24 protein-coding genes and 3 pseudogenes are annotated in these 25693 nt (G+C 60.3%); 10 read left to right on the top strand and 17 right to left on the bottom strand.

Annotation, left to right across the window (positions count from 1 at the left end; genetic code table 11):
- Positions 1–23 precede the first annotated feature (23 nt).
- Positions 24–749: pseudogene (locus AC1DHT_RS24465) on the bottom strand (zinc-binding dehydrogenase); the annotation flags it as partial.
- Positions 750–984: 235 nt separating this feature from the next.
- Positions 985–2043, bottom strand: coding sequence for a LacI family DNA-binding transcriptional regulator (locus tag AC1DHT_RS24460; RefSeq protein ID WP_427546192.1), 1059 nt, complete (start codon positions 2041–2043; stop codon positions 985–987).
- 138 nt (positions 2044–2181) lie between these two features.
- Between AC1DHT_RS24460 and AC1DHT_RS24455 the strand changes: the two genes are divergently transcribed.
- Both AC1DHT_RS24455 and AC1DHT_RS24450 read left to right on the top strand, forming a co-directional pair.
- Positions 2182–3105 (top strand): TIM barrel protein, encoded by a 924-nt coding sequence (locus AC1DHT_RS24455; protein ID WP_427546194.1) that lies wholly within the window; start codon positions 2182–2184, stop codon positions 3103–3105.
- 25 nt (positions 3106–3130) lie between these two features.
- A complete protein-coding gene (locus AC1DHT_RS24450; protein ID WP_427546196.1) occupies positions 3131–4300 on the top strand; it encodes a Gfo/Idh/MocA family protein in 1170 nt (389 codons plus the stop codon).
- 78 nt (positions 4301–4378) lie between these two features.
- Here the strand turns inward: AC1DHT_RS24450 and AC1DHT_RS24445 are convergent, their stop codons facing one another.
- Positions 4379–5059: a hypothetical protein gene (locus tag AC1DHT_RS24445; RefSeq protein ID WP_442114793.1), complete on the bottom strand. Its 681-nt coding sequence runs from the start codon at positions 5057–5059 to the stop codon at positions 4379–4381.
- A gap of 358 nt (positions 5060–5417) precedes the next feature.
- On the opposite strand from AC1DHT_RS24445, the gene katG reads away from it, so the two are divergent.
- Entirely contained in the window at positions 5418–7652 is a 2235-nt protein-coding gene (gene katG, locus AC1DHT_RS24440; protein ID WP_427547394.1) for a catalase/peroxidase HPI, read from the top strand.
- 189 nt (positions 7653–7841) lie between these two features.
- Here the strand turns inward: katG and AC1DHT_RS24435 are convergent, their stop codons facing one another.
- The 3 genes and pseudogenes from AC1DHT_RS24435 to AC1DHT_RS24425 form a co-directional block, all read right to left on the bottom strand.
- Positions 7842–8267: a DUF1810 domain-containing protein gene (locus AC1DHT_RS24435; protein WP_427547391.1), complete on the bottom strand. Its 426-nt coding sequence runs from the start codon at positions 8265–8267 to the stop codon at positions 7842–7844.
- Between the two features lie 40 nt (positions 8268–8307).
- Complete coding sequence (locus AC1DHT_RS24430) at positions 8308–8607, bottom strand: hypothetical protein (RefSeq protein WP_427547388.1); 300 nt, start codon at positions 8605–8607, stop codon at positions 8308–8310.
- Between the two features lie 275 nt (positions 8608–8882).
- Positions 8883–9008, bottom strand: a pseudogene (locus AC1DHT_RS24425) (alpha/beta hydrolase); the annotation flags it as partial.
- An 89-nt stretch (positions 9009–9097) separates the two neighbouring features.
- Here AC1DHT_RS24425 and AC1DHT_RS24420 point away from each other — a divergent pair.
- Complete coding sequence (locus AC1DHT_RS24420) at positions 9098–9793, top strand: tRNA (adenine(22)-N(1))-methyltransferase (protein WP_427544932.1); 696 nt, start codon at positions 9098–9100, stop codon at positions 9791–9793.
- 55 nt (positions 9794–9848) lie between these two features.
- Here the strand turns inward: AC1DHT_RS24420 and AC1DHT_RS24415 are convergent, their stop codons facing one another.
- Positions 9849–10511 carry an NADPH-dependent F420 reductase gene (locus AC1DHT_RS24415; protein ID WP_427544930.1) on the bottom strand — a complete coding sequence of 221 codons (663 nt, stop codon included), beginning with the start codon at positions 10509–10511 and terminating at the stop codon, positions 9849–9851.
- 100 nt (positions 10512–10611) lie between these two features.
- Here AC1DHT_RS24415 and AC1DHT_RS24410 point away from each other — a divergent pair, with 100 nt between their 5' ends.
- On the top strand, positions 10612–11508 hold the full coding sequence (locus AC1DHT_RS24410) for a LysR family transcriptional regulator (RefSeq protein WP_427544928.1): 897 nt from the start codon (positions 10612–10614) through the stop codon (positions 11506–11508).
- Positions 11509–11571: 63 nt separating this feature from the next.
- On the opposite strand, the gene AC1DHT_RS24405 is transcribed toward AC1DHT_RS24410, so the two are convergent.
- From AC1DHT_RS24405 to AC1DHT_RS24365, 9 genes are all read right to left on the bottom strand, one after another.
- Positions 11572–11832, bottom strand: a complete 261-nt coding sequence (locus tag AC1DHT_RS24405) for an Ada metal-binding domain-containing protein (protein WP_427544926.1) — start codon at positions 11830–11832, stop codon at positions 11572–11574.
- Positions 11829–12440 carry a DNA-3-methyladenine glycosylase family protein gene (locus AC1DHT_RS24400; RefSeq protein WP_427544924.1) on the bottom strand — a complete coding sequence of 204 codons (612 nt, stop codon included), beginning with the start codon at positions 12438–12440 and terminating at the stop codon, positions 11829–11831. Before AC1DHT_RS24400 ends, AC1DHT_RS24405 begins: the two co-directional genes overlap by 4 nt.
- Before the next feature lie 160 nt (positions 12441–12600).
- Complete coding sequence (locus tag AC1DHT_RS24395; protein WP_427544922.1) at positions 12601–13641, bottom strand: hypothetical protein; 1041 nt, start codon at positions 13639–13641, stop codon at positions 12601–12603.
- A gap of 92 nt (positions 13642–13733) precedes the next feature.
- The gene (locus AC1DHT_RS24390; RefSeq protein ID WP_427544920.1) at positions 13734–14186 is read right to left on the bottom strand and encodes a chromate resistance protein ChrB domain-containing protein; all 453 of its coding nucleotides are present in this window, start codon (positions 14184–14186) and stop codon (positions 13734–13736) included.
- An 84-nt stretch (positions 14187–14270) separates the two neighbouring features.
- Positions 14271–15629, bottom strand: coding sequence for a chromate efflux transporter (chrA, locus tag AC1DHT_RS24385; protein ID WP_427544918.1), 1359 nt, complete (start codon positions 15627–15629; stop codon positions 14271–14273).
- Positions 15626–16567 (bottom strand): chromate resistance protein ChrB domain-containing protein, encoded by a 942-nt coding sequence (locus AC1DHT_RS24380; RefSeq protein WP_427544916.1) that lies wholly within the window; start codon positions 16565–16567, stop codon positions 15626–15628. The genes chrA and AC1DHT_RS24380 overlap by 4 nt, the downstream gene beginning before the upstream one ends.
- Positions 16568–16672: 105 nt before the next feature.
- Positions 16673–17713 (bottom strand): DMT family transporter, encoded by a 1041-nt coding sequence (locus tag AC1DHT_RS24375; RefSeq protein WP_103314420.1) that lies wholly within the window; start codon positions 17711–17713, stop codon positions 16673–16675.
- A gap of 270 nt (positions 17714–17983) precedes the next feature.
- Positions 17984–18604, bottom strand: coding sequence for a LysE family translocator (locus tag AC1DHT_RS24370; RefSeq protein ID WP_427544914.1), 621 nt, complete (start codon positions 18602–18604; stop codon positions 17984–17986).
- Between the two features lie 73 nt (positions 18605–18677).
- Positions 18678–19037 carry a YciI family protein gene (locus AC1DHT_RS24365; protein WP_427544912.1) on the bottom strand — a complete coding sequence of 120 codons (360 nt, stop codon included), beginning with the start codon at positions 19035–19037 and terminating at the stop codon, positions 18678–18680.
- 299 nt (positions 19038–19336) lie between these two features.
- Here AC1DHT_RS24365 and AC1DHT_RS24360 point away from each other — a divergent pair, with 299 nt between their 5' ends.
- Together AC1DHT_RS24360 and AC1DHT_RS24355 are read left to right on the top strand one after the other, a co-directional pair.
- Entirely contained in the window at positions 19337–20713 is a 1377-nt protein-coding gene (locus AC1DHT_RS24360; protein ID WP_054597090.1) for a pyridoxal-phosphate dependent enzyme, read from the top strand.
- Positions 20710–21888: a cystathionine gamma-synthase gene (locus tag AC1DHT_RS24355; RefSeq protein ID WP_427544910.1), complete on the top strand. Its 1179-nt coding sequence runs from the start codon at positions 20710–20712 to the stop codon at positions 21886–21888. The genes AC1DHT_RS24360 and AC1DHT_RS24355 overlap by 4 nt, the downstream gene beginning before the upstream one ends.
- Before the next feature lie 179 nt (positions 21889–22067).
- Here AC1DHT_RS24355 and AC1DHT_RS24350 read toward each other — a convergent pair.
- Positions 22068–22751 (bottom strand): annotated as a pseudogene (locus AC1DHT_RS24350) (NAD(P)H-dependent flavin oxidoreductase); the annotation flags it as partial.
- 286 nt (positions 22752–23037) lie between these two features.
- On the opposite strand from AC1DHT_RS24350, the gene arsA reads away from it, so the two are divergent.
- The 3 genes from arsA to AC1DHT_RS24335 all read left to right on the top strand — a co-directional run bounded on the left by arsA (position 23038) and on the right by AC1DHT_RS24335 (position 25689).
- Positions 23038–24798, top strand: coding sequence for an arsenical pump-driving ATPase (gene arsA, locus AC1DHT_RS24345; RefSeq protein ID WP_427544908.1), 1761 nt, complete (start codon positions 23038–23040; stop codon positions 24796–24798).
- Positions 24799–24842: 44 nt separating this feature from the next.
- The gene (locus tag AC1DHT_RS24340) at positions 24843–25370 is read left to right on the top strand and encodes an aspartate carbamoyltransferase (RefSeq protein ID WP_427544907.1); all 528 of its coding nucleotides are present in this window, start codon (positions 24843–24845) and stop codon (positions 25368–25370) included.
- Between the two features lie 133 nt (positions 25371–25503).
- Positions 25504–25689, top strand: coding sequence for a TSUP family transporter (locus tag AC1DHT_RS24335; RefSeq protein WP_237142919.1), 186 nt, complete (start codon positions 25504–25506; stop codon positions 25687–25689).
- The last annotated feature ends 4 nt before the right edge of the window (positions 25690–25693 follow it).

The raw sequence follows: 25693 nt of genomic DNA, 5'->3' as shown, positions 1-25693 counted from the left end.
ACCAGACAACAGGTTCTGATGACTCAGGGCGTAAGGACGATAGCACCTTGCGAGCGTCCGCTTTCCAGATCGGCATGCGCCAAGGCTACATCAGACAACGGATAGCGACGCCAGATTCGAGGCTTGATGATACCGGCGGCCACCGCTTGCAACTCCCCCTGTGCACGCTGCTGATATTCGGGGGCAGTGGCTGTATGCGCAGCGAGGGATGGGAGGGTCAGGAACAGCGAGCCTTTGGCGTTGAGGGTGCTGATCTCGACCGCAGACGGGGCGCCCGAGGCCATGCCGAAAGACACCATCAAGCCGCGCGGGCGAAGGCTGTCGAGGGAGGCTTCGAAAGAAACCCGCCCGATAGGGTCATGCACGACGTCAACCTTTTGTCCGTGGGTAAGCCCCGTTACCTGGGCGGCAAGTGTCGCGGCGTCGAACACCAGCACCTCATCACAACCGGCGGCCCTGGCGCGTTCGACACTCTCCTGTTTCGACACCACGCCGATTACAAAGGCGCCCAGATGTTTGGCCCAGGGCACCATGATTTGCTCCAGCGCACCCGCCGCCCCATACACCAGCACTCGCGAGCCAGGGCCAACGGGGTAGGTAGTCTTGAGCAGGTAATGGGCGGTGATGCCCTTGAAGAGTACGGCCGCGGCTTCGTCGAAACCGAGGTCGTCGGGAATCTTCACCAGTCGATTTGCCGGATAGAGGCGGCCGCTTGCGTAGGCACCTATCGGGCCCGTGGCATAGCTGAGGCCCGCCAGTTTCCTGAATTGTCACGGTGCTTACCATTTGGAACTCCAGATACACATTGGTCGTATGGGGAGTCTAAAGAGTCAACGCGCAAGCACTAGTCAGGGCAGTTGCAGTTCATTGCTGCAACGGATGCAGCAATAGGGAGCGAGATAACGAATCTCGTCGCCATGTGGCTTTGCAGGCAATCAGGTACGCGGATGTCAGGTCGTTATCGTCCATCTTGCTACTCGGCCACTAAACGCTTTCAGACACGTCAATCTGAAGTGCGAGCATGAGCTTCGTGGCGATGGCTGACGACGGGTCTATCGCTGCATCTACCATCACGCTAACGGCGCTCTGCGCCAGTGCCACGACGGGATGCGACAGTACGGCTTGAACAATGCCGTCACGCAGGGCCGCTTGGGTGATGGGTGTCAGGTCGTGGCATACAACTGTGGGAAGCGCGATGTTCTGGGCTTTCAGTTCGCGCAGGGCGTTGATGACGCCTGCGATGCCGCCGCCCGCCACATACAAGCCGACAAGGTCGGGCTGGCTGCTCAGAAGGTCGAGCGTGCCGGCATAGGCGAACTCTTCGTCCTCCAGGGTGAGGCGCGTTGCCAATAGCTCCCAGTCCTGGGATTGCTCCGCAAGAAAGGAGCGCACGCTCATTTCGCACAGTTCCTGGCACTGAAAACGCTGCGTTCCTACCATCACCGCCACAGGCCCCGCGTGGGGCGCCAGGTTCTTGATGAACCAACCAGCCGTGCGACCCATTGACCGGTTGTCGACACCGACATAGCTGGCGCCGGCCGACGCACTCAGCTCGGAAACCAGGGCAACAACGGGGATGCCGGCAGCACGCAACTGCGCCATCGCTTCGCGCACGGCGGGATGATCTGCCGCCACCATACCCAGAGCGTCAACCTCTCCTTGCAGCTTGAGGATGCGTTGTGCGGTGGCGGCCGGGGCGAGGTCATCGATGTAATGGATCATCACCCGAACCTGGGCGCGGACGCTGGATGCCGCTGCCTCGGCCAAGGCCTTGGCCAGCCCTTGATAAAACGCCACACCACGCTTTTGCAGCAGAAACCCCAGGCGTACGGTCGGTCGCTGCTGAAGCAGGCGTTGCTCGATCACATTGCGACCGTAGAAGCCTAGCCGGGCAGCGGCTTCGGCAATGCGCCGCGCGGTATCGGCACGAACGTTGGCACGCAGATTCATCACCCGATCCACGGTGGACAGGCTAACGCCGGCGGCCTCGGCGACATCTTCCATGGTTGAACGACGGCCGGCCGGGTGATGGGTCTCTGACATGAAATGAAAGGCTCTTTAATGTTTTTGACGGGTTCTGACAGGTATGGCTGCAGGACTATAGCAGTCGTGCACCCTGGCAACTTAGGATTTCTCCGAGCGAAACAGCACCACTCATAACAACAATCATCGGAACCTGACATGACCCTCCATATCTCCACTGCACCCTGTTGCTGGGGCGTAGACGACGTCAACAATCCTCATCTGCCAGCGTGGCAACAGGTGCTCAGCGAAGCCGCGCAAGCCGGGTATCGCGGCATCGAACTGGGGCCGTATGGCTACCTGCCGCTTGACGCTGCGGCAGTCGGCACGGTGCTCGCCGAGCAGGGCCTGCATGTAGTGGCCGGCACTGTATTCGACAATCTGGTCGATCCGGCCAATCTGCCGAACGTGCTGACACAAACCCGAAATATTTGTGCCTTGCTCAAGCAACTGCCAGCAGTGCCGCAGGAACCAGGGCAGCGCTTCGCCATGCCTTGCCTGGTGGTTATCGACTGGGGGCATGAGGAACGTGACTACGCGGCCGGACACTCCGAACGAGCACCCCGTCTGGCGCCCGATGCCTGGCTGGGCATGATGAACCACATCCGGGCCATTGCTGATCTGGCCTGGCTGGAGTTCGGCGTTCGTACGGTGATTCACCCGCATGCCGGCGGCTACATCGAGTTCGCCGACGAGCTGGCGCAATTGGTCACCGACATTCCCTACGAAGTGGCCGGCCTGTGCCTGGACACCGGCCATCTCTACTACGCCGGCATGGACCCGGTTCAGACCCTGCGCCAGTACGCGGATCGGCTGGATTACCTGCATTTCAAAGACATTGATCAGGCGGTGTTCGATCAGGTACGGGGTGAGCACATCAGCTTTTTCGGGGCCTGCGCCAGGGGCGTGATGTGCCCGATCGGCCAGGGTGTCATCGACTATCGCGCCTTGCATGAGCTGATCACCGAGCTCGGTTACCAGGGCTACATCACGGTCGAGCAAGAACGCGATCCACGTAACGCCCATGGCAGTCTGCGCGACGTTGCTGCCAGCCGCGCCTACCTCTCTCAGGCAGGTTTCTGATTTCTCTCACGCAAAGGACTTATCGATGATCAATGGCAGCAAGCGTATTCCCGAACCTCTTCGTTGGGCCATGGTTGGCGGTGGACGCGACAGTCAGATTGGCTACATCCACCGCAGCGCGGCATTGCGTGACCAGTCGTTTGTGCTGGTCGCCGGCGCCTTCGACCTGAACCCGGAGCGCGGTCGGGCCTTCGGCGTGGAACTGGGAGTCGACCCCGAACGCTGCTATGCCGACTATCGCAGCCTGTTTGAAGGTGAGGCCGGGCGGCCGGATGGCATCCAGGCGGTTTCGGTGGCGACGCCCAATGGCACCCATTTCGCAATCACCAAGGCCGCCCTGGAAGCAGGGTTGCACGTGGTCTGCGAAAAGCCGCTGTGCTTCACCCTCGAGGAGGCGCAGACGCTGCGGGAAATTGCCGTGTCGAACAACAGGGTAGTGGGGGTGACCTACGGCTACGCCGGACATCAACTGATCGAACAGGCCCGGCACATGATTGCCCAGGGCGAACTGGGCGAGATTCGCATGGTGCACATGCAGTTTGCCCATGGTTTCCATTGCGAGCCGGTGGAGGCGCAAAGCGAGGCGACCCAATGGCGAGTCGATCCGCGTTTCGCCGGCCCCAGCTATGTACTGGGAGATGTCGGCACCCATCCGCTGTACCTGTCGGAAGTCATGCTGCCCGAACTCAAGATCAAAAGGCTGCTATGCACCCGCCAGAGCTTTGTCAAAAGCCGCGCACCGCTTGAGGACAATGCCTACACGCTGATGGAATACGAAGGCGGGGCAATGGGCAGTGTATGGTCAAGCGCCGTGAACGCCGGCTCCATGCACGGCCAGAAAATTCGCGTGATCGGCTCTAAAGCCAGCCTCGAGTGGTGGGACGAGCGGCCAAACCAGCTGTCATTCGAAGTCCAGGGCAAACCCGCGCAAGTGCTGGAGCGCGGCATGGGGTATTTGCATCCCGATGCAGTGCTCGATGACCGAATCGGCGCGGGGCACCCGGAAGGGCTCTTCGACGCGTGGTCCAATCTTTACTACCGTTTCGCCGTGGCTATGGACGCCGCCAACCGCGGCAATCATGAGCGCTTGGCGACGCTGCGCTATCCGGATATCCATGCCGGAGTCGAAGGCGTTCGCTGGGTCGAGCGCTGTGTCCAGTCTGCAGACAAAGGCGGGATCTGGGTCGATTACTGAGACGAGTCCAGCGGTGTGTCACCCTCCATAAAAACAAAGGGATTAACTCACCGCTAGCTAAAAGACTACTGAACGAAGTCACCGGCAATCGAAGTCAGTTCGGTCAGATGGTTGCCGGGCTTTGCTGAAAAGTAGCCTCGAGTGGGCGGCAGTCCACCGCCTGTTGCGTCGCATATCGAGGGTTGCCAGGTCATTAGTGAGCCGCGTCGGTGACTCCCCGGTGACTTCGCACAGCAGCGCGGTTATAGCTTCTCCGTTGACCGTGCCGTGCTCTTGTAGAAGATCCGCGACAGCGGTGACAGCGGGCCAGTAGTGACGCACCAGACAGCAGGAGCGGGCGATTGCCCGGGATTCGGCGTCGAGTAGCTTTCGTGCAGGCAGCAAACTGATCAATTCGTAACCCCGGCACCGGTCCCCCCTGCCGCTGGCCCAGGTGAACTTGTCCGATTTGGTGCGCCTGTAGACGGCTTCGGCCACCGGGCCGGCGAAGCAGTCGAGAAGGTCGCGCTCAATAGAATCGACCATTGAGGGTAGGTATTCAGCAATCCCGGGCGCGTCGAAGGATGGGTGCGGGACCAGGTAATCAGCCTCGACCAACCCCTCTACGTTTTGCGGGTTGCCGCGCAGATCAATCATTGGGCCGGTGCAGGCTTCTGTCCTGGTGCGCACAGTGATGCGCTCGATGTGCTGACCATTCCACCAAAAAGCCAGGGCGTGGCCAGCTTCGTGGACGGCCGTGCAGCGCCGGCACTTATTCATGGTCTGGTCCTCTCCCGTACAGGCGTACGTCGTGTAACAGCTCTATTCCTTCCTTGGGTGTCAGGTAAAAGACTAGGCCTATCAGGACCGAATACGCCACCTATTAGCTGAGTGCTTTATAGGGGGCTAACCTTAACGGAGCGCTGGTGAAAACTGGCCGGTTGAGACCTGATAAGAGATACGAATAAGTCAGAAGCGTACTAGGCTTGCCGTGGGCCACCGTGCTGGTAACTCGATTGCCGCTATCCGGATTGCCCGTGTGACCACGACGATCAATTGATCGAATTGTTGGCCCTGCAGCTTATGTCATTGATTTCGCTCGTCGCTATCGCACGCCCACGCGGGGCCGGATAGCCGGATGAACACGACCAAAGGTAGCTCACACATGGCAACTGAATCGAAATGCCCGTTCAATCACGCCGCCGCAGGCGGTGGCCCGTCGAACCGCGACTGGTGGCCGAACCAACTGAATCTGAAGGTCCTGCACCAGCACTCGTCCCTGTCCGACCCCATGGACGAGGGCTTCAACTACGCCGAAGCGTTCAAAAAACTGGACTTTGCGGCGCTCAAGAAAGACCTGCATGCGCTGATGACCGATTCGCAAGACTGGTGGCCTGCGGACTTCGGACACTATGGACCGCTCTTTATTCGCATGGCCTGGCACGCCGCAGGCACTTACCGCACCGGCGACGGGCGTGGGGGGGCCGGCTCCGGTCAGCAACGCTTCGCGCCGCTCAACAGTTGGCCGGATAACGTCAGCCTCGACAAGGCACGCCGACTGCTCTGGCCGATCAAGCAAAAGTATGGTCGTAACATCTCCTGGGCCGATCTGATCGTCCTCACCGGCAATGTCGCGCTGGAGTCCATGGGCTTCAAGACCTTTGGTTTTTCCGGAGGCCGTCCGGACGTCTGGGGACCGGATGAGGATGTCTACTGGGGTTCCGAAAAAACCTGGTTGGGGGGCGACGTGCGCTATGGCAAAGATGAGAGCCCTACTGTCCAGGAGCGCAACCTGGAGAAACCGCTTGCCGCGGTGCAAATGGGCCTGATCTACGTCAACCCGGAAGGCCCGGAGGGCAACCCGGACCCGGTCGCTGCTGCAGTGGATATTCGTGAAACGTTCGCTCGCATGGCGATGAATGACGAAGAAACGGTAGCCCTGATCGCCGGTGGGCATGCCTTCGGCAAGACCCACGGTGCCGGGCCTGCGTCCAATGTGGGCGCCGAACCCGAAGCCGCAGGCCTTGAACAGCAGGGCTTGGGCTGGAAGAGCAGCTTCGGCACCGGCAAAGGTGGCGACACGATCACCAGCGGCCTGGAAGTGACCTGGACCACTACGCCCACGAAGTGGAGCAACAACTACCTGGAGAACCTGTTCGGTTTCGAGTGGGAACTGACCAAGAGCCCGGCCGGTGCGAACCAGTGGACGGCGAAAAACGGCGCTGGCGCGGGCATCATTCCCGATGCTCACGACCCGTCCAAGCGGCGTAATCCGACCATGCTGACCACGGACCTGTCCCTGCGATTCGACCCGATCTATGAACCGATTTCACGGCGTTTTCTGGCCAATCCGGATCAGTTGGCCGACGCGTTCGCTCGCGCCTGGTTCAAGCTGATCCACCGCGACATGGGGCCGCTTTCGCGCTACCTCGGTCCGGAAATGCCGAACGAAGAGCTCATTTGGCAAGACCCTATTCCAGCGGTCGACCATGCACTGGTCAACGACAGTGACATCGCCTCACTCAAGAGCAAGCTTCTGGCGTCGGGCCTGACAGTCTCGCAGCTTGTATCAACTGCTTGGGCGGCGGCTTCCACTTTCCGTGGCTCCGACAAGCGCGGTGGTGCCAACGGTGGGCGCCTGCGCCTGGCCCCGCAGAAGGACTGGCCGGCCAACCAGCCTGCGAAACTGGCGAACGTGCTGGCGACCCTCGAGAAAATCCAGAGCGAGTTCAACAGCACGCAGACTGGCGGCAAGAAGATCTCGCTGGCGGACCTGATCGTGCTGGCCGGTAGCGCGGGTGTCGAACAGGCGGCGAAAAATGCCGGTCACACCGTCACGGTGCCTTTCAGTCCGGGGCGGATGGACGCGAGCCAGGAGCAGACGGATGTCGAATCTTTCGGGTTTCTAGAACCCATCGCCGATGGCTTCCGCAACTACCTCAAGACCCGATACCGCGTACCGGCCGAGGCGTTACTGATCGACAAGGCGCAACTGCTGACACTCACCGCGCCAGAAATGACGGTGCTCATTGGTGGCCTGCGCGTGTTGAACACCAACGTCGGACAAACGCCGCACGGGGTCTTCACCCAGCGAACTGAAGCGCTGACCAACGACTTCTTCACCAACCTGCTCGACATGGGCGTGGAATGGAAGCCGGTCTCGGACGCCAATGAAGAGTTTGAAGGACGCGATCGCAAAACCGGCGACCTCAAATGGACAGGCACTCGTGTCGATCTCGTCTTCGGCTCAAACTCGCAACTGCGGGCCTTGGCCGAAGTCTATGCCAGTAGCGATGCGCAGGAGAAGTTCGTGAAAGACTTCGTGGCAGCCTGGACCAAGGTGATGAACCTTGACCGCTTCGACCTCAGGTAACACGAGCGTTGGACCCTGGATCCTGGAGTGGGCCACCTTGACCTGATCGTTCAGGTCGGGGGGGGCTCCGGGAACAATCAGACAAAATGAGAAGCATCGTCTACACGATGTGACAATCAGCCGGCGCGAGACATCGGTTGCTCTGTGCACCGATCACGGCGTTCCGTCGCGATGTAGCTCGTGTCGACCTTATTCTCGAAGAAGGGACAGGGTCCTGGCGTCTGGCTCACCAGCGAAAAACTGGTCGAGGGCCCGCTGGAACAGGGGCTGTTCGGGCTTGATGCTGGCGAACAGCGTGAGGCAGGAGCGCAACTTCAGGTCATCGGGGTGACCAAGGATGGCCAGCGCACTCTTGTCGCGGTGTTGCAGGAGGGTACTGACGCTTTCCTCCAGCCGTGGTCCCAACACATCATGCAGCAGATAGGCCCGGGCTTCGGCAGCACCGGAAATGGCAAAGCGCCGGGCCATCTCGCTATGCCCTAGGCCCTGCAGTTGCGGGAAGATGAACCACATCCAGTGGCTGGTCTTGTGCCCGGCGCGCAACTCTTCCATGACTCGGCTAAAAACCGGGCGCTGGGCCTCGACGAAACGAAGAAGATTGAAGGGATCGTGCATGCGTGTACTCCCTCAGTTGGCAGACACTGCGAACGCGCTATTACTTTTTGCACTCCGCTGTCACCACATGGCAGGTACTCGGCGTGCCACCGGATTGGCCGGCATAGCGTTTGCAATTATCCAGGGATTTTTGCCGAGCCATGCCCAAAGTGGAGCCCCAGGCCAAGCCGCCTTCGCCGGCAGAGGGTAGCGCTTTGGCGTAGCAGTTCGAGGCTGTGCTTGAGGTCGAATAGCGGTGTGCGGCAGTTTTGCTTGAGCATCCGGCTGTTAGCGCCAGGTTGATGGCGAGCAGGGAGATCAGGGCCCATGACGAGCATTGGCGCGCTGTTATGACGGTCATCCCATTTTTCCTGTATCAAGAGACGAGAGGTGTGTTTGTGGTCGTGCTCTATTCAGATTAGACCGTGTTGCGCCTACCTTTGGGCCGGTTCAGCGGACCGAGTGCATTTGGGGGCGTTTTTTGCCGGGCTGGCTCTTTCCAGTCCGTGATTGTCCAAAAGAGCCGCGCAAAGAACAACGGCTTGTCAGATATCACGAGCCGCTGTTGAGAACGTGCTTATCGGGGGAAGTTCACCGATGTCGGATCGGCCTCAAAGGTGATCCGCATCAATCACAGCCTTGAATCAGGCCTGGGCGCCAGCGGTAGTTGAACACGCTTGTGTCGACATGGTCGGGGTTGTCCCGTGCCTTGGCGCTGCGGCCGTAGGTGGCGTCATCGAACACCCATTTCGGCGAAGCCAATTAAAGTTGAAATGCACGGCGTTGCCCGACAGAATCGCGCCCCGATCCAGCCAAAGGTGCCGGACGTTCGTGGTGAAAAGGGGCGGCAGTTGAACGAACAGACATTGTCCATGCGCCTGGAGCGCGTGGCGGGGCATGTGCCAGCAGGTGCGCACCTGGCCGATATCGGCTCGGATCATGGCTACCTGCCGGTGGCGTTGATGCGCCGTGGCGCTATCGCGGCGGCGGTGGCCGGTGAGGTGGCATTGACGCCGTTCTGCTCGGCCGAACGCACCGTGCGCGAGAACGGCCTGGACCAGCGGATCACCGTGCGCCTGGCCAACGGCCTGGCGGCGATCGAGCCGGCAGACGGGATCACGGCGATCAGCATCTGCGGCATGGGCGGCGAGACGATCCGCGACATCCTCGACAGCGGGAAGGCGCGCCTGAGCGGCCAGGAGCGCCTGATCCTGCAGCCCAACGGTGGCGAGCAGCCACTGCGCCAATGGCTGATGGAAAATGGTTACCGCATCCTCTGCGAGGAAGTGCTGCGGGAAAACCGCTTCGACTACGAAATCATCGTCGCCGAGCGCGCTGGGCCGGTGATGTACACCGCCGAGGAGCTGTACTTCGGCCCGCTGCAGATGCAGGCACGCAGTCCGGTGTTCCTGGCCAAGTGGCAGCGCATGCTGCGCGAGAAACAGAAGACCCTGAGCAACTTCGCCCGAGCGCGGCAGGCCGTGCCCGAGGAGAAGGTGCAAGACATCGCCCGGCAGGCCCGGTGGATCAGCGAGCTGCTGGCTTGAGCCTCGGTCCAAGGGTTTGCACGGAAAGCCACCGAGCGGCGATGTTGCGGGCTACTCAGCGACGCCACGATCCATCAGGCAATTCGACCTGTCGTTGGGCCGCCGCCAAGGCAACCTTCAGCCCCTGTTTATCCAGAGGTATGCAGTAGGCGGGTTTGGCCCGTTCGAATCGCCAGCTTTCATCAAGGCTGCCAGCATCGACAGCGTCGAATCCGATCTCGTCGAGCAACGTGATCACCAGGGTTTTCGCGGCCGGGTCATCCGCAGCGATCGGCAGTGCGCGTCGGTCGGGTGCAGCTTTTGGGCGCGAGTCCTGCACCAGGTCTTGAGCGAGGATCGCGTTAAAAACCTTGACCACTCTGGAGTCGGGCAGATGCTCGGCAAGCAGGCGGCTGGTGGTGGTTTCGAATCGGTCCAGGATGGGAATGTGACCGTCTCGTTCCGGGTAGTAGTTGTTGGCATCCAGGACGGTTTTGCCCTCCAGCCACTTGGCCGGCACGCTTTGGTAATGCGCCAGGGGGATTGCCACGAGAACCACTTCGCCAAACTGCGCTGCCTCCTCGAGGGTCCCGACTTTACTGCCGGGAATGCCACTGAGCACGCTGCTCATGGTCTGTGGCCCACGTGAGTTGCTGAGCATCGCCTCGTGCCCCGCAGCGATAACCAATTGCGCCACTGCACGTCCGATGAACCCTGCGCCAATAATGCCTATTCGCATGTCCTTGCTCCGTTGGTTGTCAGGAAGAGGCTATGATGATTGGCAACCAATGGGAGATAAATCACCATCGCGGACTTAGTCTTGTTACCAGGAGTGTTGAATGATGGATCGCTTGACGAGCATGAGCGCTTTTGTGATGGCTGCGGAATCAGGCTCCTATGCCCGTGCCGCAGAGCGCTTGGGCATGTCGCCGCAGATGGTGGCCAAGCATGTTGCCGCTCTTGAGCACCGGCTGGGCGCGCGGCTACTGAACCGTACCACCCGGCGACAGAGCCTGACTGAACTGGGAAGTGCTTACTATGAACGCTGCAAGCATATTGTGAGCGAAGCCCAGGCTGCCGACTCCCTTGCGCAGATCATGAACGACACCCCTCGTGGCAAACTGAAAATCAGTGCTCCCGTGACTTTCGGTTCCTATAGCCTCATGCCATTGGTGACGGATTTTTTGCGTCAGCACCCTGAAGTGGAAATCGATCTGCATTTGACGGATCGCTTCGTCGATCTGGTGGAAGAGGGCTATGAAGTGGCTTTCCGGATCGGTCCCCTGGCCAACTCCAGCTTGACCGCCAGACCGTTGGTGCCTTATCGGCTGGTGGCCTGCGCGGCACCGAGCTACCTGATTGAACGCGGAACGCCACAAACACCGGCTGATCTTGAGAGCCACGAGTGTTTGGGATATGCCTACTGGTCCCGCCCGGCCGACCGCGAATGGCAGTTCTGCAAAGGCTCCACCGTTCATAAGGTACAGGTCTCCAGTCGCTTGCAGGTCAACGAGAGCAAAGCACTGCTGTCCGCCGCGCTTGACGGGTTTGGAATTGTCCTTGGCCCCGAAGACTTTCTTCAGCCGGCGCTGCAAAGCGGCGAGTTGGTGCGGCTGTTAACTGATTTCGAAGCGCCGAGCCGACACATGCATTTGCTCTACACGGCAAATCGTCAGAGAACGGCCAAACTCCGTCGATTTATCGATGCAGCAATCGCCCGCTTTGGTGCGATTTGAGCAGGCTTTTGAGTTGTCCAAGCCGCATTGACCTGTGATTGATCCCGGTTGCAGGTTACCGCGTCATTGACTGGATGCTTTTTTCCATTCCCTATACGCCAGCGGCAAACACACCGCACACGGTCGATAACCCGCGGCGCGGGCCGTGGTTTCATCGGCGAAAAATACCCGGTGCGCGACATAGCCGCCACGGGCAATGGCCCGCAGTGCAGCAGGGCAGTCGAGTCGACCGTAGATTCGGGATCGTCGATGGCCGCCCATTTGTCCGGGTTCGACGCTGTCTAGCGGTTCGCCCTGAGCATTGATCAACACAAAGCGTTTCATCGGTTCGGCACTCGCCACAAATACCAGGCCGCGACGGTTCTATAGGGGCTCCACGCCTGACCGATATCGACCATCTGCTTGCGGCTTGGCTGTTGCTCCAAACCTTTGAGACGGCGGTAACCGTCGCGCACGCCAAAGTCGTCGGCGGGCAGGATATCCATGCGTTCGAGGGTGTAGATCAGCAGCATCTCGACAGTCCAGCGGCCGACACCGCGTAACCGGGTCAGGCGTTCGATCAATTCGTCGTCGCTCATCGCCAGCGCGTTTGAACGATCCGGCACCAGCCCCTCCAGCGCGCCTTGGGCGATACCTTGGAGCGTGGCGATCTTGCTGCCGGAGAAACCACAGCTGCGCAGCACCTCGAATTCGCACGCTAGCAATTGCTCGGGCGTCGGGAACAGCGAGTCGGGAAACAACGCAATCAAACGCCCGAGAATGGCATCGCCGGCCTTGGCATGGAGTTGCTGATAAGCAATGGCCCGAACCAGCGCTTCGTAGGGGTCGCGAGCCGGTTTTGGCTGATGCAGGCACGGGCCGATGGCGGCGATGTGCCGCGCCCAGTCCGGGTCGATGGCGGACAGGTAGTGGCTGGCGGGGTGATAGGGCATGGATATTCCAGACATAAGATCAGGTACTGCAGGCAGATTAAAGCTCTGCCCGCAGGATCGCACCCGGTCTCTTGCGCTCGAACTTTCGCGCAGGTGGGGCGCCATTAACGCATTCGATCATCAAAACGCCAGCTGCCGACAGTGCCGCAGCACGGATGCGCTACCGGGGTTCCATAATCCGCAGTACCGGGTGCCCGTCGATATCCTTGAGTGGAAAATACGAGCGGTGTGTCGCCGTATCCACGGCAACGACGTGCGCATGCGGGCCTACGCGGCCACTGCCGATGTTCGTGACGACGCTGTCCTTGACGTGGAACATCGACACCATGCCGGCCTCTGCCGCCACATAAAGCATGCCCGGCACGGGGTCAAACGCAAGCACATCAGGGGTTCCTCCAGTATCGAACGCCTGGATAACCCGCATCGTTTGCATGTCCAGTACCAGCAGTTTGTCGTTACCTTCGCACGCGATAAAGGCCAGCCGGTCACGCGGGGTGATCAACAAGCCATGGTTGCCTCTTGCCCCCGGCAATTCAATGCGCGCAACGATCCGGTCGGTTGCGGGATCGATTTCGATCAGTTGCCCACGTGTCTGGACATTGACGAAAATGTGTCGTGATACAGGGTCATATTGTGTATTGCCGACTTCACCTCCGAGGGGAATCGTTGCGACGCGAGTGTGGGTGCGTACATCGATTACCGTTTCGGTCTTGCCGTTTTCGTTCGATACGTAAAGCTTGTGAAGGTCGGGTACGTAAGCCATGCCGTCTGGATAGACACCGCCGGGCATACGGCTGACAACTGCCAGAGTCGCTTCGTCAATCGCCACGATTTCGTTGGTGCCCGTCGCCGACGCGTAGACACGCGACAGTTCAGGAATAACCAGCACGCCGTGCACCGACGAAACGTTCGCAATGCGTCCAACGACGCGGGACTCACGCAGGTCATAGACGATCACTTCGCTGTCGCCCAAATGGGCGATGAACAACAGGTTGCGCGCTGGATCGTAGCTCTCGTAGTCAAGCCGAGTAGCGCCACCGGGCAACGGAATGTCGGTGACATGTTTCAGTGGCAGGTCGTTGGTCGATGGTTTGTCTGCAGCCTGAACGTCACGAAGGTTCGCGATGTTGATGACGGCTAGCGCCATCAACAGGACGGCGAAGACTGGCAGAGCAAAACGTCGTTTGTGCCGTAGGGTCATGAGGTCCTCTTCTGCTTGGGCAGGGCGACGTCAATCGCCCTGCCTTTGTCCCGGTAATGCAGGATCAGAACGTTCAGTGTGAACAGGCCTCATCACATCTGCGGAGGCCAGTTATGCGTCTCGCCTTGACACTCCTTGCACCAGGCGTACAGCGCGTCATACATGATCAAGCCGTGCGACAGCATTTCCTGGTCATCGGCAAAGCGTTGCGACAATCCCAGCGAAATCGCGTACAGCCCAGCCGATTGCGGCGTCAGATCAAGACGGGAGGTATCAGCCCCGCGCACRATTTTGGCCAAATGCTGCAAGGCGGGATCACTGAGCTGGTACTTCTTCAGGAACGCATCAAAGCTGCACAGCTCACCTACGTGGGAAAGCTCAACGCCCGGAATGTCGTAAGGCGTTGCATCTTTCTCAGCGGCAAGCCGCAGAACGTCTTTGCTGGGGACGTACAGGAACTCGGCCTGTGGATCGATAAAACGAGTGATCAGCCAAGGACACGCGATGCGATCAATCTTGGGTCGTTCACGGGTAATCCACCTCATGGAACACCTCCTGCCTGGTTCGAAAGGCTGGATGATCCGGCAGGCCCGATGCCTGCCAGGAAACGTTTGATCGCCGCACGCTCGCTAGCGCAGCAGATGCACTGCCAAACCAATGAGCGCACAGGCCATCAGTACTTGAATGACGCCACGCTTGAAGCGAAACAAGGCAATCGCTGCGGCAATGGCGATCAGCGCAGAAGGCCAGTCGAGGGTGCCGCCGAACCCTTTGGGCCACAGCACGTGATAGCCGAAGAACACTGCCAGATTAAGAATCACCCCAACCACAGCGGCAGTGATCCCGGTGAGCGGCGCGGTGAACTTGAGTTCGTTGTGCGTCGTCTCCACCAGCGGGCCGCCGGCGAGGATGAACAGGAACGAAGGCAGGAAGGTGAACCAGGTCACCAGCGTCGCCGCGACGGCGCCGCCGAGAAACACCTGGTCGGCGCCGAACACCTGCGAAACATAAGCCCCGACAAAGCCGACGAAAGCCACCACCATGATCAGCGGCCCCGGCGTGGTTTCCCCCAGCGCCAAGCCGTCGATCATTTGTGTCGGGGTCAGCCAGCCATAGTGTCCGACTGCGCCCTGGTAGACATACGGGAGCACCGCATAGGCACCGCCAAATGTCAGCAGTGCCGCCTTGGTAAAGAACCAGGCCATCTGGGTCAAGGTGCCTTCCCAGCCAAAGAGTGTGGTCAGGATCGCCATTGGCAACGCCCATAACACCGCCCCAATGAGTGTCAGCAGCGCCAGCTTCAACCAGCTGAACCGGGCATGTTCGGGGGAGGGCGTGTCGTCATCGATCAATGCCGGGCCATAGGATTTTTGGGCGGCGCTGTGGCCTCCGATCCGGAATTTCTCGGGAGCAAAACGGCCACCCAGGTAGCCGATCAAGGCCGCACTGAGCACGATCAGTGGAAAGGGGACATTGAATGCAAATATCGCCGCGAACGACGCCGCCGCCATGCCCCACAGCCAATTGTTCTTCAGCGCTCGCGAACCGATTCGGTGTGCCGCCTGTACGACGATGGCGGTCACGGCGGGTTTGATGCCATAGAAAAGGCCGGCGACCATCGGCACGTCGCCGAAGGCGATATACATCCAGGACAAGGCAATCAGGATGAACAGCGAGGGCAACACAAACAGCCCGCCTGCAATGACACCGCCCCAGGTTCGATGCATCAGCCAGCCGATGTAGGTCGCCAGCTGCTGAGCTTCCGGCCCTGGCAGCAACATGCAGTAGTTGAGGGCATGCAGAAATCGCCGCTCGGAAATCCAGCGCCGTCGTTCGACCAGCTCCTGGTGCATGATCGAGATCTGTCCTGCCGGCCCGCCGAAACTGATGAAGCCGAGTTTGAGCCAGAACCAGAACGCTTCACGCAAACTGATCGCCTCAGGCCTTGGCAGTTCCGCTTCAACGAGCGATGGAGATGCCTTACTCATTGGGGTTGTTCCTCTTTCACAAACGCGGCAAGCAGGCCGTCGAAGATGGCGCTCGCAGCAGCCAGCAAGTGGTCGTCATGGGTAATGGTTTCGCGTAGTCCGGCCAGCACCCGTTCGATGCCGGCAGCCTCCACTGGCTGAATGCCCCCGATGTCGAGGTAATGCACGAGGGCGGCAATGCGCTCCAGACCGGGCTCCTGGATTTCAAAGCTGGTTTGCAGGGTTTCGAAGGTCACACGGTTGCCGACATGACTGAAGGTCGCCTCATCGAAATCAAAACCCAGAGCATCGGCTGGGCAGTCCTGCGGGCTGTTCAGCCAGAGGATCCGAGCGTCTGGATCGATGAAGCGTCGAATCAGCCAGGCGCAGGCCAGTCGATCAACCCAGGGCCGCTTGCGTGTTGCCCATACGCGACCCTGAAAGTCCGCGAGACTCAGCGGCACGATTGGCTGGTCGCGGCTACGGGGTTCGTCCGCCGACAATGCGCGACTGACGGCGGTCTCAAGTTCCTGCAAAACCGCGTCGATCTGCTGCTTAGGCTTGCCAGGAAAATAATCGATAGTGGTCAGCTGTTCGTAGGCTTTGCGCAGTTTGCGAATCTGCTTGGTGGTCGCCAGTGCATTCTCGGTATTGAGCTGTGCACGGCAGGCGTCGATCTCGGCGCCGAGCTTGCTGTAGTCATCGCTACGGTCGAACAACGCTACGAAGCGTTCGCCATGGGGGTCGACGACAGGCAGGACATAGGCGGTGCCATTGATGGCCAGAATATCGCGTTCGACCGAGGCCAGTGCTTCACGACAGGCGTCGGAGTCCGGCAACAGATAGGCGCCATCGCGTAACACCGCCGCTCCAGAGGCTTTCAGTGCGCGCCAGGCTCGCATGCGCTCGGTGGCATTGGCGGTCGGTAGACCAAGAATTAATGCGAGCCAGTTTTTCATGTAGAGATACATTCAAAAAAAGTTTGTATCTCTACAGTATTCCTCTCCGAGCCGATTGAAAAGCCCCGCGCGGCAAAGCATTTTGTCGGTTTGCTTGAACTGGCTTCAATGCTTGTGCCGGTGATGAATGTCCGGGTAGTGCGGGTGGCTATGCCGGATCGCCTGATGCTGGTGAACGTGACTGTGAGGTTCGCTGCCATCCCATTCAAAGTCATGCTCATGCTGATGGTGTTCGTCGTGAACATGCCGGTGACCATGGATGAGCGGCTCGTGCTGGTGGTCGTGCGCATGGCTTTCAGTGAGGTGAATCCAGACGCCAATGCCCATCAGCAGGGCCGCGATCCAGAATGTCAGTGAAGCCGGTTCGCCGAGGATCAGGATTGCAATCGCCGCCCCCAGAAACGGCGCGGTCGAAAAGTACGCACCGGTGCGTGCCGTGCCGAGGCCGCGAAGGGCGAGCACGAACAGCACCAGGCTAATGCCGTAACCGAGAAAGCCGACCAGAAGTATCGGCGCGAGCGTGGCGATGTTCGGCAGTTTGGCCCCCAACGAAAGCGCCAGCGTACAGTTGACCGCCCCCGCGACCAGCCCCTTGATACCGGCAATGAACAGGGCATCGGACGCCGAGATCTTGCGGGTCAGGTTGTTATCGATGGCCCAGCAGGCACAGGCCAGCGCGACGGCCAACGGGCCGATCCAGCCTTGCGCGTGTGTCGAGTCTTGCGGCCAGGCCAGGAACACTCCGCCAGCGACGATGGCCAACATCCCCGCAACGATTCGCCGATCAGCATTCTCCTTGAACACCAGCCAGGCCAGCAGCGCCGTCAGTACCGATTCCAGATTGAGCATCAGCGAGGCCGTTGCCCCTGAAGTCAGGGTCAAGCCGAACATCAGTGCCACCGGTCCAAGCACGCCGCCGAAGGCAATGGCACCGATCAGCCACGGCCACTCGCCGGCTGTCAGGCCGGTTGACTGCCAGCCGCGGTCACGGATAAACCTGACCAGGGTCAAGCCGAGGCCACTGCCCAGGTACAGCAGCCCTGCCAGTAAAATCGGTGAGACCTCCACACCCAGCAGTTTGGCCAGAGGGGTACTGGCGCCAAACAGTGCGGCCGCGCTCAAGGCGTAGAAAATACTCAGGTTCATGGGGGCTCAGTGCCTTAACGTTCAAGGAGGTTCAGGCCCTGTGGGCCATCAGAAATACCAATGCTGCCAATAATATCGCGCTACTCGAGCATGATGCCTGTTTGGCGTTCATTTCAGGCACTTACTTCGGCATTCCGGGCGAGTAGGAGAGGCAGGCTGTCGCGGTGCATTAGCAATGATCAACTTTGCGCTGGTGCGAGGCGGGCGCGGGGCAGAGTGAGGACTTAAAAGGCAAAAGGGGCCAGAGAAATGGCCCCTGAAGCCCAAGCGTCAGACTCGGCGAGCCATCAGCAGCACTGATGCCGCCGCTGACAACAACCCGGCGCAGCACCGGTTGAAAATCCGCTTGCCACGTGGCTCGGCAAACCAGCGACGCATATGCAAACCCATGTAGGCGTAGGCACTGATGGCGATCCATTCCAGACCCAGAAACAACGCACCCAGCACCGCAAACTGCGGCGTCACGGCTTTCGTCGGGTCGACGAACTGTGGGAGAAATGCGGTGAAAATCAAAATTGCTTTCGGGTTGCCAGCCGCGACAAGAAACTCCTGCCGGGCCAGCGCCATGATGCCAATCGGCGCACTCGCGACTGCGCTTTCAGCCTGCGGATTGGCTCGCCAGAGTTGAACCGCGAGGTAGAACAGATACGCCGCCCCCAGAATCTTGATTGCGTAAAACAGCAGTTCCGACGTTTGCAGGACTACCGCCAGCCCGGCTGAGGCCAGCGCAATCATGCCGGCGAACGCCAGCAAACGCCCAAGCCCGGCCACACAGGACATGCGGTAGCCGTAGCGGGTCGAGTTACTGACCGAGAGCAGATTGTTCGGGCCTGGCGCCATGTTCAGGGCGAAACAGGCGGGAAGGAACAACGTAAGCGTGGCGAGATCCATGGCAGCCTCCAAAAGCGGGACCGGTATTTTTATCACAGGTGTCGGGCGGTTTATCGGATTCTGCATCAGACTTTCAGCGCAAATCAGCCATCTCGTACAGCGGCCGGATTTCGATCTCGCTCGGTCCCGGCATGGGATTGGGGCAACGCTTCACCCAGGCGACTGCTTCGTCCATGTCCTTGACTTCCCAGAGCCAGAAGCCGGCGACCAGCTCGCGAGTTTCGGAGAAAGGTCCGTCGATGACCGTACGGCCGGGACCATCGAACGCAATACGCTTGCCTTGCGAGGAGGGCTTGAGGCCGTCGGCGGCAAGCATGATGCCAGCATTGACCAGTTCCTCGTTATATCGGCGCATCGCCTCGAACATCGCAGTCGTGGGCAGAATGCCCTTTTCACTGTCGTCGGTAGCCTTCACGAGCACAATGACACGCATCGTCTGTCTCCTTGTTTGAGCCGGCCTCATCGGCCTGGCATCGGAATGACGAACGGGGTTTTGGAAATCGATATCGTACTGCAAAATTTTTCGACGGTCGGGGCGCAGGTGCGAATGGCCGCTTCCAGGTCATGACGACCTTGCCGTTCCGACAGCGCCGCTACCGATTGGCTGCGTAAAGTTGCGGGCGACACGATCCCGGCCTATGGTCCAAGCGAGATATTTCCTGCGATGGGCGCACCTTGACTCACCGTCGGTTGCAGTCCATCCAATGTGATAGTCCGCAAGGAGGTGAAGACATGCCGAACAACTCTCGCCCGGCTGTGCTCGGGCTGATCGGCAATACGCCGCTGGTGCGCGTCAGCCGCTTCGATACCGGCCCGTGCACGTTGTTCCTCAAGCTTGAATCGCAGAACCCCGGGGGGTCGATCAAGGACCGCATCGGCCTGGCGATGATCGACGCCGCCGAGCGCGATGGCCGCCTGCAACCTGGCGGCACCATCGTCGAGGCCACTGCCGGCAACACCGGCCTCGGCCTGGCGCTGGTCGGCCGTGCCAAGGGATACCGGGTGGTGCTGGTGGTGCCGGACAAGATGTCCACCGAGAAAGTCTTGCACCTCAAGGCGATGGGCGCCGAGGTACACATCACTCGCTCCGACGTCGGCAAGGGCCATCCCGAGTATTACCAGGACGTTGCCGCGCGGCTGGCGCAGGAGATTCCCGACGCGTTCTTCGCCGATCAGTTCAACAACCCGGCCAACCCGCTGGCCCACGAGTGCAGCACCGCTCCGGAGATCTGGGCGCAGGCCGAGCATGATCTGGACGCCATCGTCGTCGGCGTCGGTTCGGCCGGCACGCTGACCGGGCTGACCCGCTTCTTTCGCCGTGTGCAGCCGGACCTGGAAATGGTGCTGGCCGATCCGGTCGGCTCGGTGATGGCCGAATACAGCCGCAGCGGCACCCTCGGCACCCCTGGTTCGTGGGCGGTGGAAGGCATCGGCGAAGATTTCATTCCGTCGATTGCCGACCTGTCCAGCGTGCGCCAGGCCTATTCGATCAGCGACGAGGAAAGCTTTGATCATGCCCGCCAACTGCTGCGTGCCGAAGGCATTCTTGGCGGTTCTTCGACCGGTACATTACTGGCGGCCGCATTGCGCTACTGCCGCGAGCAAACCGAGCCGAAGCGGGTGGTCAGCTTCGTTTGCGACACCGGCACCCGTTACCTATCGAAGATCTACAACGACCAGTGGATGACCGATCAGGGCCTGCTTGCGCGCAAGCGCTACGGCGACCTGCGCGACCTGATCGCGCGGCGCTTCGAGGATGGCCGGGTGATCAGCGTCGGTCCGGACGACACGTTGCTGACCGCTTTCCAGCGCATGCGCCTGGCGGATGTGTCGCAACTGCCGGTGCTGGTGGGCGGAAAGCGGCTGGTCGGGGTGATCGACGAGTCGGATATCCTGCTGGGCGTGCACAAAGACGCTTCGCACTTTCGGATGACCGTGGCCAGCGCGATGACCGACAAGGTCGAAACACTGCCTCCCGGCGCCAGCCTGGCTGAACTGCAGGCGGAACTCGACCGTGGGCTGGTGGCGGTTATTGCCGACGCCTCGGGCTTCCACGGCCTGATCACTCGCGTCGACATGCTCAATCACTTGCGGAGATCCCTTACATGAGTCAACACGATGAAAACGCCACGCCACGGGCCTTCGCCACCCGTGTGATCCATGCCGGACAGGCGCCGGACCCGACCACCGGGGCGTTGATGCCGCCGATTTACGCCAACTCCACCTACTTGCAGCAGAGCCCCGGCGTACACAAGGGCTTCGACTATGGGCGCTCGCACAACCCGACGCGCTTTGCGCTGGAGCGCTGTGTGGCAGACCTCGAGGGCGGCACCCAGGCATTTGCCTTCGCCTCCGGGCTAGCGGCGATCTCCAACGTGCTCGAACTGCTCGATACCGGCTCGCATATCGTCTCCGGTAACGACCTGTATGGCGGCACTTTCAGGCTGTTCGACAAGGTACGTCGGCGCAGTGCCGGGCATCGCTTCAGCTTCGTCGATCTGACTGACCTGACGGCATTCGAAGCGGCGCTGCAGGACGACACGCGAATGGTCTGGGTCGAGACGCCGAGCAATCCCTTGCTGCGCATCACCGACCTTGCCGCGGTCGCGCGTACCTGCCGCGAGCGGGGCATCATCTGTGTGGCTGACAACACCTTCGCCAGTCCGCGGATACAGCGGCCGCTGGAGCTGGGCTTCGATATCGTGCTGCACTCGACGACCAAGTACCTGAACGGCCACTCCGACGTGATTGGTGGCATCGCGGTGGTCGGGCAGAATGCGGAACTGCGCGAGCGCCTAGGCTTTTTGCAGAACGCGGTGGGGGCTATCGCCGGGCCGTTTGACGCTTTTCTCACCCTGCGCGGCGTGAAAACCCTGGCGCTGCGCATGGAACGCCACTGCAGCAACGCGCTGGAACTGGCACGCTGGCTTTCGCATCAGCCGCAGGTGGCGCGCGTCTACTATCCGGGTTTGCCGTCGCACCCGCAGCACGAACTGGCGCAACGGCAGATGCACGGTTTCGGCGGGATGATTTCCCTCGACCTGGACACCGACCTGGCCGGTGCCAAGCGTTTCCTCGAGAGTGTGCAGATCTTTGCCCTGGCCGAGAGCCTGGGCGGGGTCGAAAGCCTGATCGAGCACCCAGCGATCATGACGCACGCCAGCATCCCCGCCGAAACCCGTGCAGAGCTTGGCATCGGTGATGCATTGATACGGTTGTCAGTGGGGATCGAAGATGTCGAAGACCTGCGTGCCGACCTGGCCCAGGCGCTAGCGCAGATCTAAGCAGCGCACCCCCTGTAGCAGCTGGCGAAGCCGGCGTTCGGCTGCGCAGCAGTCGTAAAATCAGACACCACGTTTTTTCAGGTTAACCGTGGAGGCAGGATTTACGACCGCTTCGCCCGAACGCGGACCGAGCCGAACGCAGGCTTCGCCAGCTGCTACAGGTTGTGGTGATCATTCGGTCACTGGAGGCGCTGGATTATTTTTGGCGTTTCTCTAACGATTTCTTCCATCAACGCGTGTGCGCTGTCGTGCCTGACCAGAGAAACGGATTGCCCCGCTGACAGAGAAACCACGTCATCGTGACCTTGCAGGAGTGCTTCTCTTGCGAGATGCCCCGTGAACCAGGCCTGGATGGGGTAAGGCGCAACGGTTGAGCGGCCGTGACTCACCTCGGTCGTCATCCTGTTCGAAATACTCCTCGCCAGGCGCCCGGTGAAGGCCTTCGTCAGCGTCGTAGAGCCGGAATGACTTTCCCAAAGGGCTTTGCGATGAGGGGCGCTCGCCGCTGACTCTTTGCAGGCAAGAAACGCGGTCCCGATCTGAACGCCATGAGCGCCCAAGGCCAAGGCTGCTGCCACGCCGCGTGCATCCGCTATGCCACCGTTAGCGATAACGGGAATCGCCACGTGGTCCACGACCTGAGGAATCAGCGAAAATGTGCCCGTCAGCGATTCTTCAGCCGATCTCAGGAATGACCCCTTATGGCCTCCAGCTTCGAATCCTGATGCAACGATGCAATCGACGCCGGCATTTTCCAGTGCTTTGGCTTCCTGCGCAGTGGTTGCGGTCCCCAACGTCAAAATACCGAGTGACTTGCAGGCAGCCATAACGGCGGCAGGAGGAATGCCGAAAACAAAACTGAATACAGGGGGGTTATCTCCAGCATGGCCTCTAGCTGGGCGCCTACGTCAGGGATAAACCGCTCGGGCGTGAGCGGGACTTCCTTTCCCAGTTCGGCATAGTACGGACGCAAACGCTATCCCCGCTCCGCGCCCACACACGAGCGTGCTGGCAAGATCCACTGCGCGGGACTGTTGGCCGGAGACGTAACAGACAAATTGAGACATAGGCTAAAATCAGGGTTTTGAACATCAGTCCCAACACTGTGTGCAGGTTAACGATGTGCTCCGCAAGGGAGGTCAGAGTGCCATGCGGCCCTCCATCAGGCTGCTCGATCAGCCCACTCAATATATGTTCTTCGCGGGTAAGGGCGGGGTCGGCAAAACGTCGGTCTCCACGGCGGTGTCAATCGCGCTGGCGGATGCAGGCAAGAAAGTGCTGCTGGTCAGCACGGACGCCGCCTCCAACCTTGATGAGATGCTGGGCGTCGAGCTGAGCAACAAGCCCGTAGCGGTACCGGACGTACCAGGACTGTCCGTGCTCAGCATCGACCCGGATGCCGCAGCAATCGACTACCGAGCCAGAGTGGTTGAACAAATGGGGCCGCAAGTCAGCGATCAAGACATTGCTATTGTGCGCGAGCAACTCTCGGGGGCATGCACGACTGAAATTGCGACCTTCGATGAGTTCTCCCACCTCCTGTCGCGAGGTGGCGCGGCCTATGACCACGTCGTGTTCGACACCGCTCCCACGGGGCATACACTCAGGCTGTTAAGCCTGCCCAAGGCGTGGAGCGGATTTCTGGAGGGCAATGATCGTGGTGCGTCATGTCTGGGGCCGCACTCGGGTTTGAAAATGCAGGAGCAGCTTTTCAATCAGGCTTTGGCTGCGCTCAACGATCCGGCCCTTACCACCGTCGTGCTGGTGGTACGGCCTGATAAAAGCACGCTCGACGAGGCGGCGCGATCTTCCGACGAGCTGCGTGAGTTGGGTCTGCAAAACCAGCGTCTGGTTGTGAATGCGGTGTTCAAACGCAGCAACTTGAATGACCCGATCGCCGCAGCCATCGAAGCCGTTGGCCAGAAGGCGCTCGACGAGATGCCGGCTTCGCTGCGCCAGCTTGCCGTCGACTACATTCCGCTCAAAGCCGTGGATTCTGTTGGCTTGCCCGCGTTACGCGGGCTGCTCACCCCGGAACCTCCGCGGACCGCGGGCGCTGCAACCCACGAGCCATCACGCTTCGAACATCACACACTCGCGGAACTGGTTAGCGAGCTTGCGAATGGCGAGCGCGGGTTGATCATGGTGATGGGCAAGGGAGGGGTTGGCAAGACTACGATTGCGGCTGCCATTGCATTGGGCCTGGTCCGGCACGGCAAGTCGGTGCATCTGAGCACGACCGATCCGGCGGCGCATCTGGCGGTCACCCTCCATGGAAATGTGCAAGGACTCAGCGTAGGTCGCATCGACCCCAAGGTCGAGACCCAAAAATACGTGGACAAGATCGTGAACTCCCGCGCCGCGACCCTGACCGAAGATGAAAGAGCCTTGCTCATAGAGGATCTGCGCTCACCCTGTACCGAAGAGGTCGCGGTCTTCCATGCTTTCTCCCGTGTGGTTGCTCAAGCCAGAAGCTCGTTCGTGGTGTTGGACACCGCCCCCACGGGGCATTCGTTGCTACTGATGGACGCTACAGGCGCCTATCACCGCCAGATGGTTCGGGAATTTAAAGACAAGGGCTCGGGCCACATCGTCACGCCATTGATGCGCCTGCAAGACCCGGACTATACGAAAATCGTCTTGGTGACACTGCCGGAAGCGACGCCAGTGTCTCAGGCAGCAGCCCTTCAGGATGACTTGCGCAGGGCAAAAATCGAGCCGTTTGCCTGGGTGGTCAATAAGTCTCTACTGGCCACAGGCACCGAAGACCCGCTGTTGCGAGCGCGTTTGGAGAGCGAGCGAAAGCAGATGGAGAGGGTAGCCGGCCAAACCAGCCATCCGGTCATTGTGGTGCCATGGACAGCGCAGCCGCCGGTTGGCGTCGCTGCGCTAACCGGCCTGTTGGATTGACGCAGTAGCGTCGCTCAATGCCATGCCAGTCTCGGAGAAACGCCGTGTTCAAAACTGCCAGCGCCTCAATCGTTCTCTTGGCTCTTACTGGAAGCCTTCAAGCTCAGCCCCTGGATCATTCGAACGCCGAGGCACAACGGCAAGCCGAGGTTGCAGGTCGCAGCGCGGACGTCATGCCGTTCAGCCTTGCGGCGACGACTCATATCTTCACCAAGACCGCTGAAGGCGGCATTCAACAAGTGGTCGCCAATAAGCCTGCGGACGCTACTCAGGTGAAATTGGTTCGCCAGCACCTTCAGACCATTCGCGAGCGATTTCTCAAGGGGGATTTCTCGGGGCCGGCTCATATCCATGGTCAGGACATGCCGGGCCTGGCGGACCTGAAAGCCGCCAGGCCTGGGCAAATTGCGATCGCTTACAAGAACATCGAAGGTGGAGCCCAATTGATCTATACGACCTCGGATGCAGCCTTGGTAACCGCCCTTCACCAGTGGTTTGACGCTCAGCTTTCCGACCATGGCAAGGACGCTATGGAAGGCGACGCCCATCATGGCGAGTTGATGAACAAGTGAGTGCCAAGTGCTGACAACAGCGGCAGTTGGCGATTGATGCCGCGACGCCCCAGCGTTCCTGCTACCGTTTAGAGAGTGTCCAAACCCTATTGCTGAGACTCGAAATGGGTCGTTCCATCAAGAGGAGGTTCCCATGCCAGCATGGCTCTTGTTCGCAGTCATCGGAGCTTTGGGAGGGGTTACTGCCGGTTTTTTTGGAATTGGTGGGGGCATTGTCATCGTGCCCGCACTCATTTACTGGGCGGGGTTCTCGCAACACATGGCAACTGGAACCTCCCTGGCCGGTAGTCATTGCATCTCGTTTGCCACTGGCGATTGACTAA

Source organism: Pseudomonas sp. 05N432, assembly GCF_056396945.1.
The sequence above is the reverse complement of the archived record's forward strand: the minus strand, read 5'-3'. Positions and strand labels throughout refer to the sequence as shown.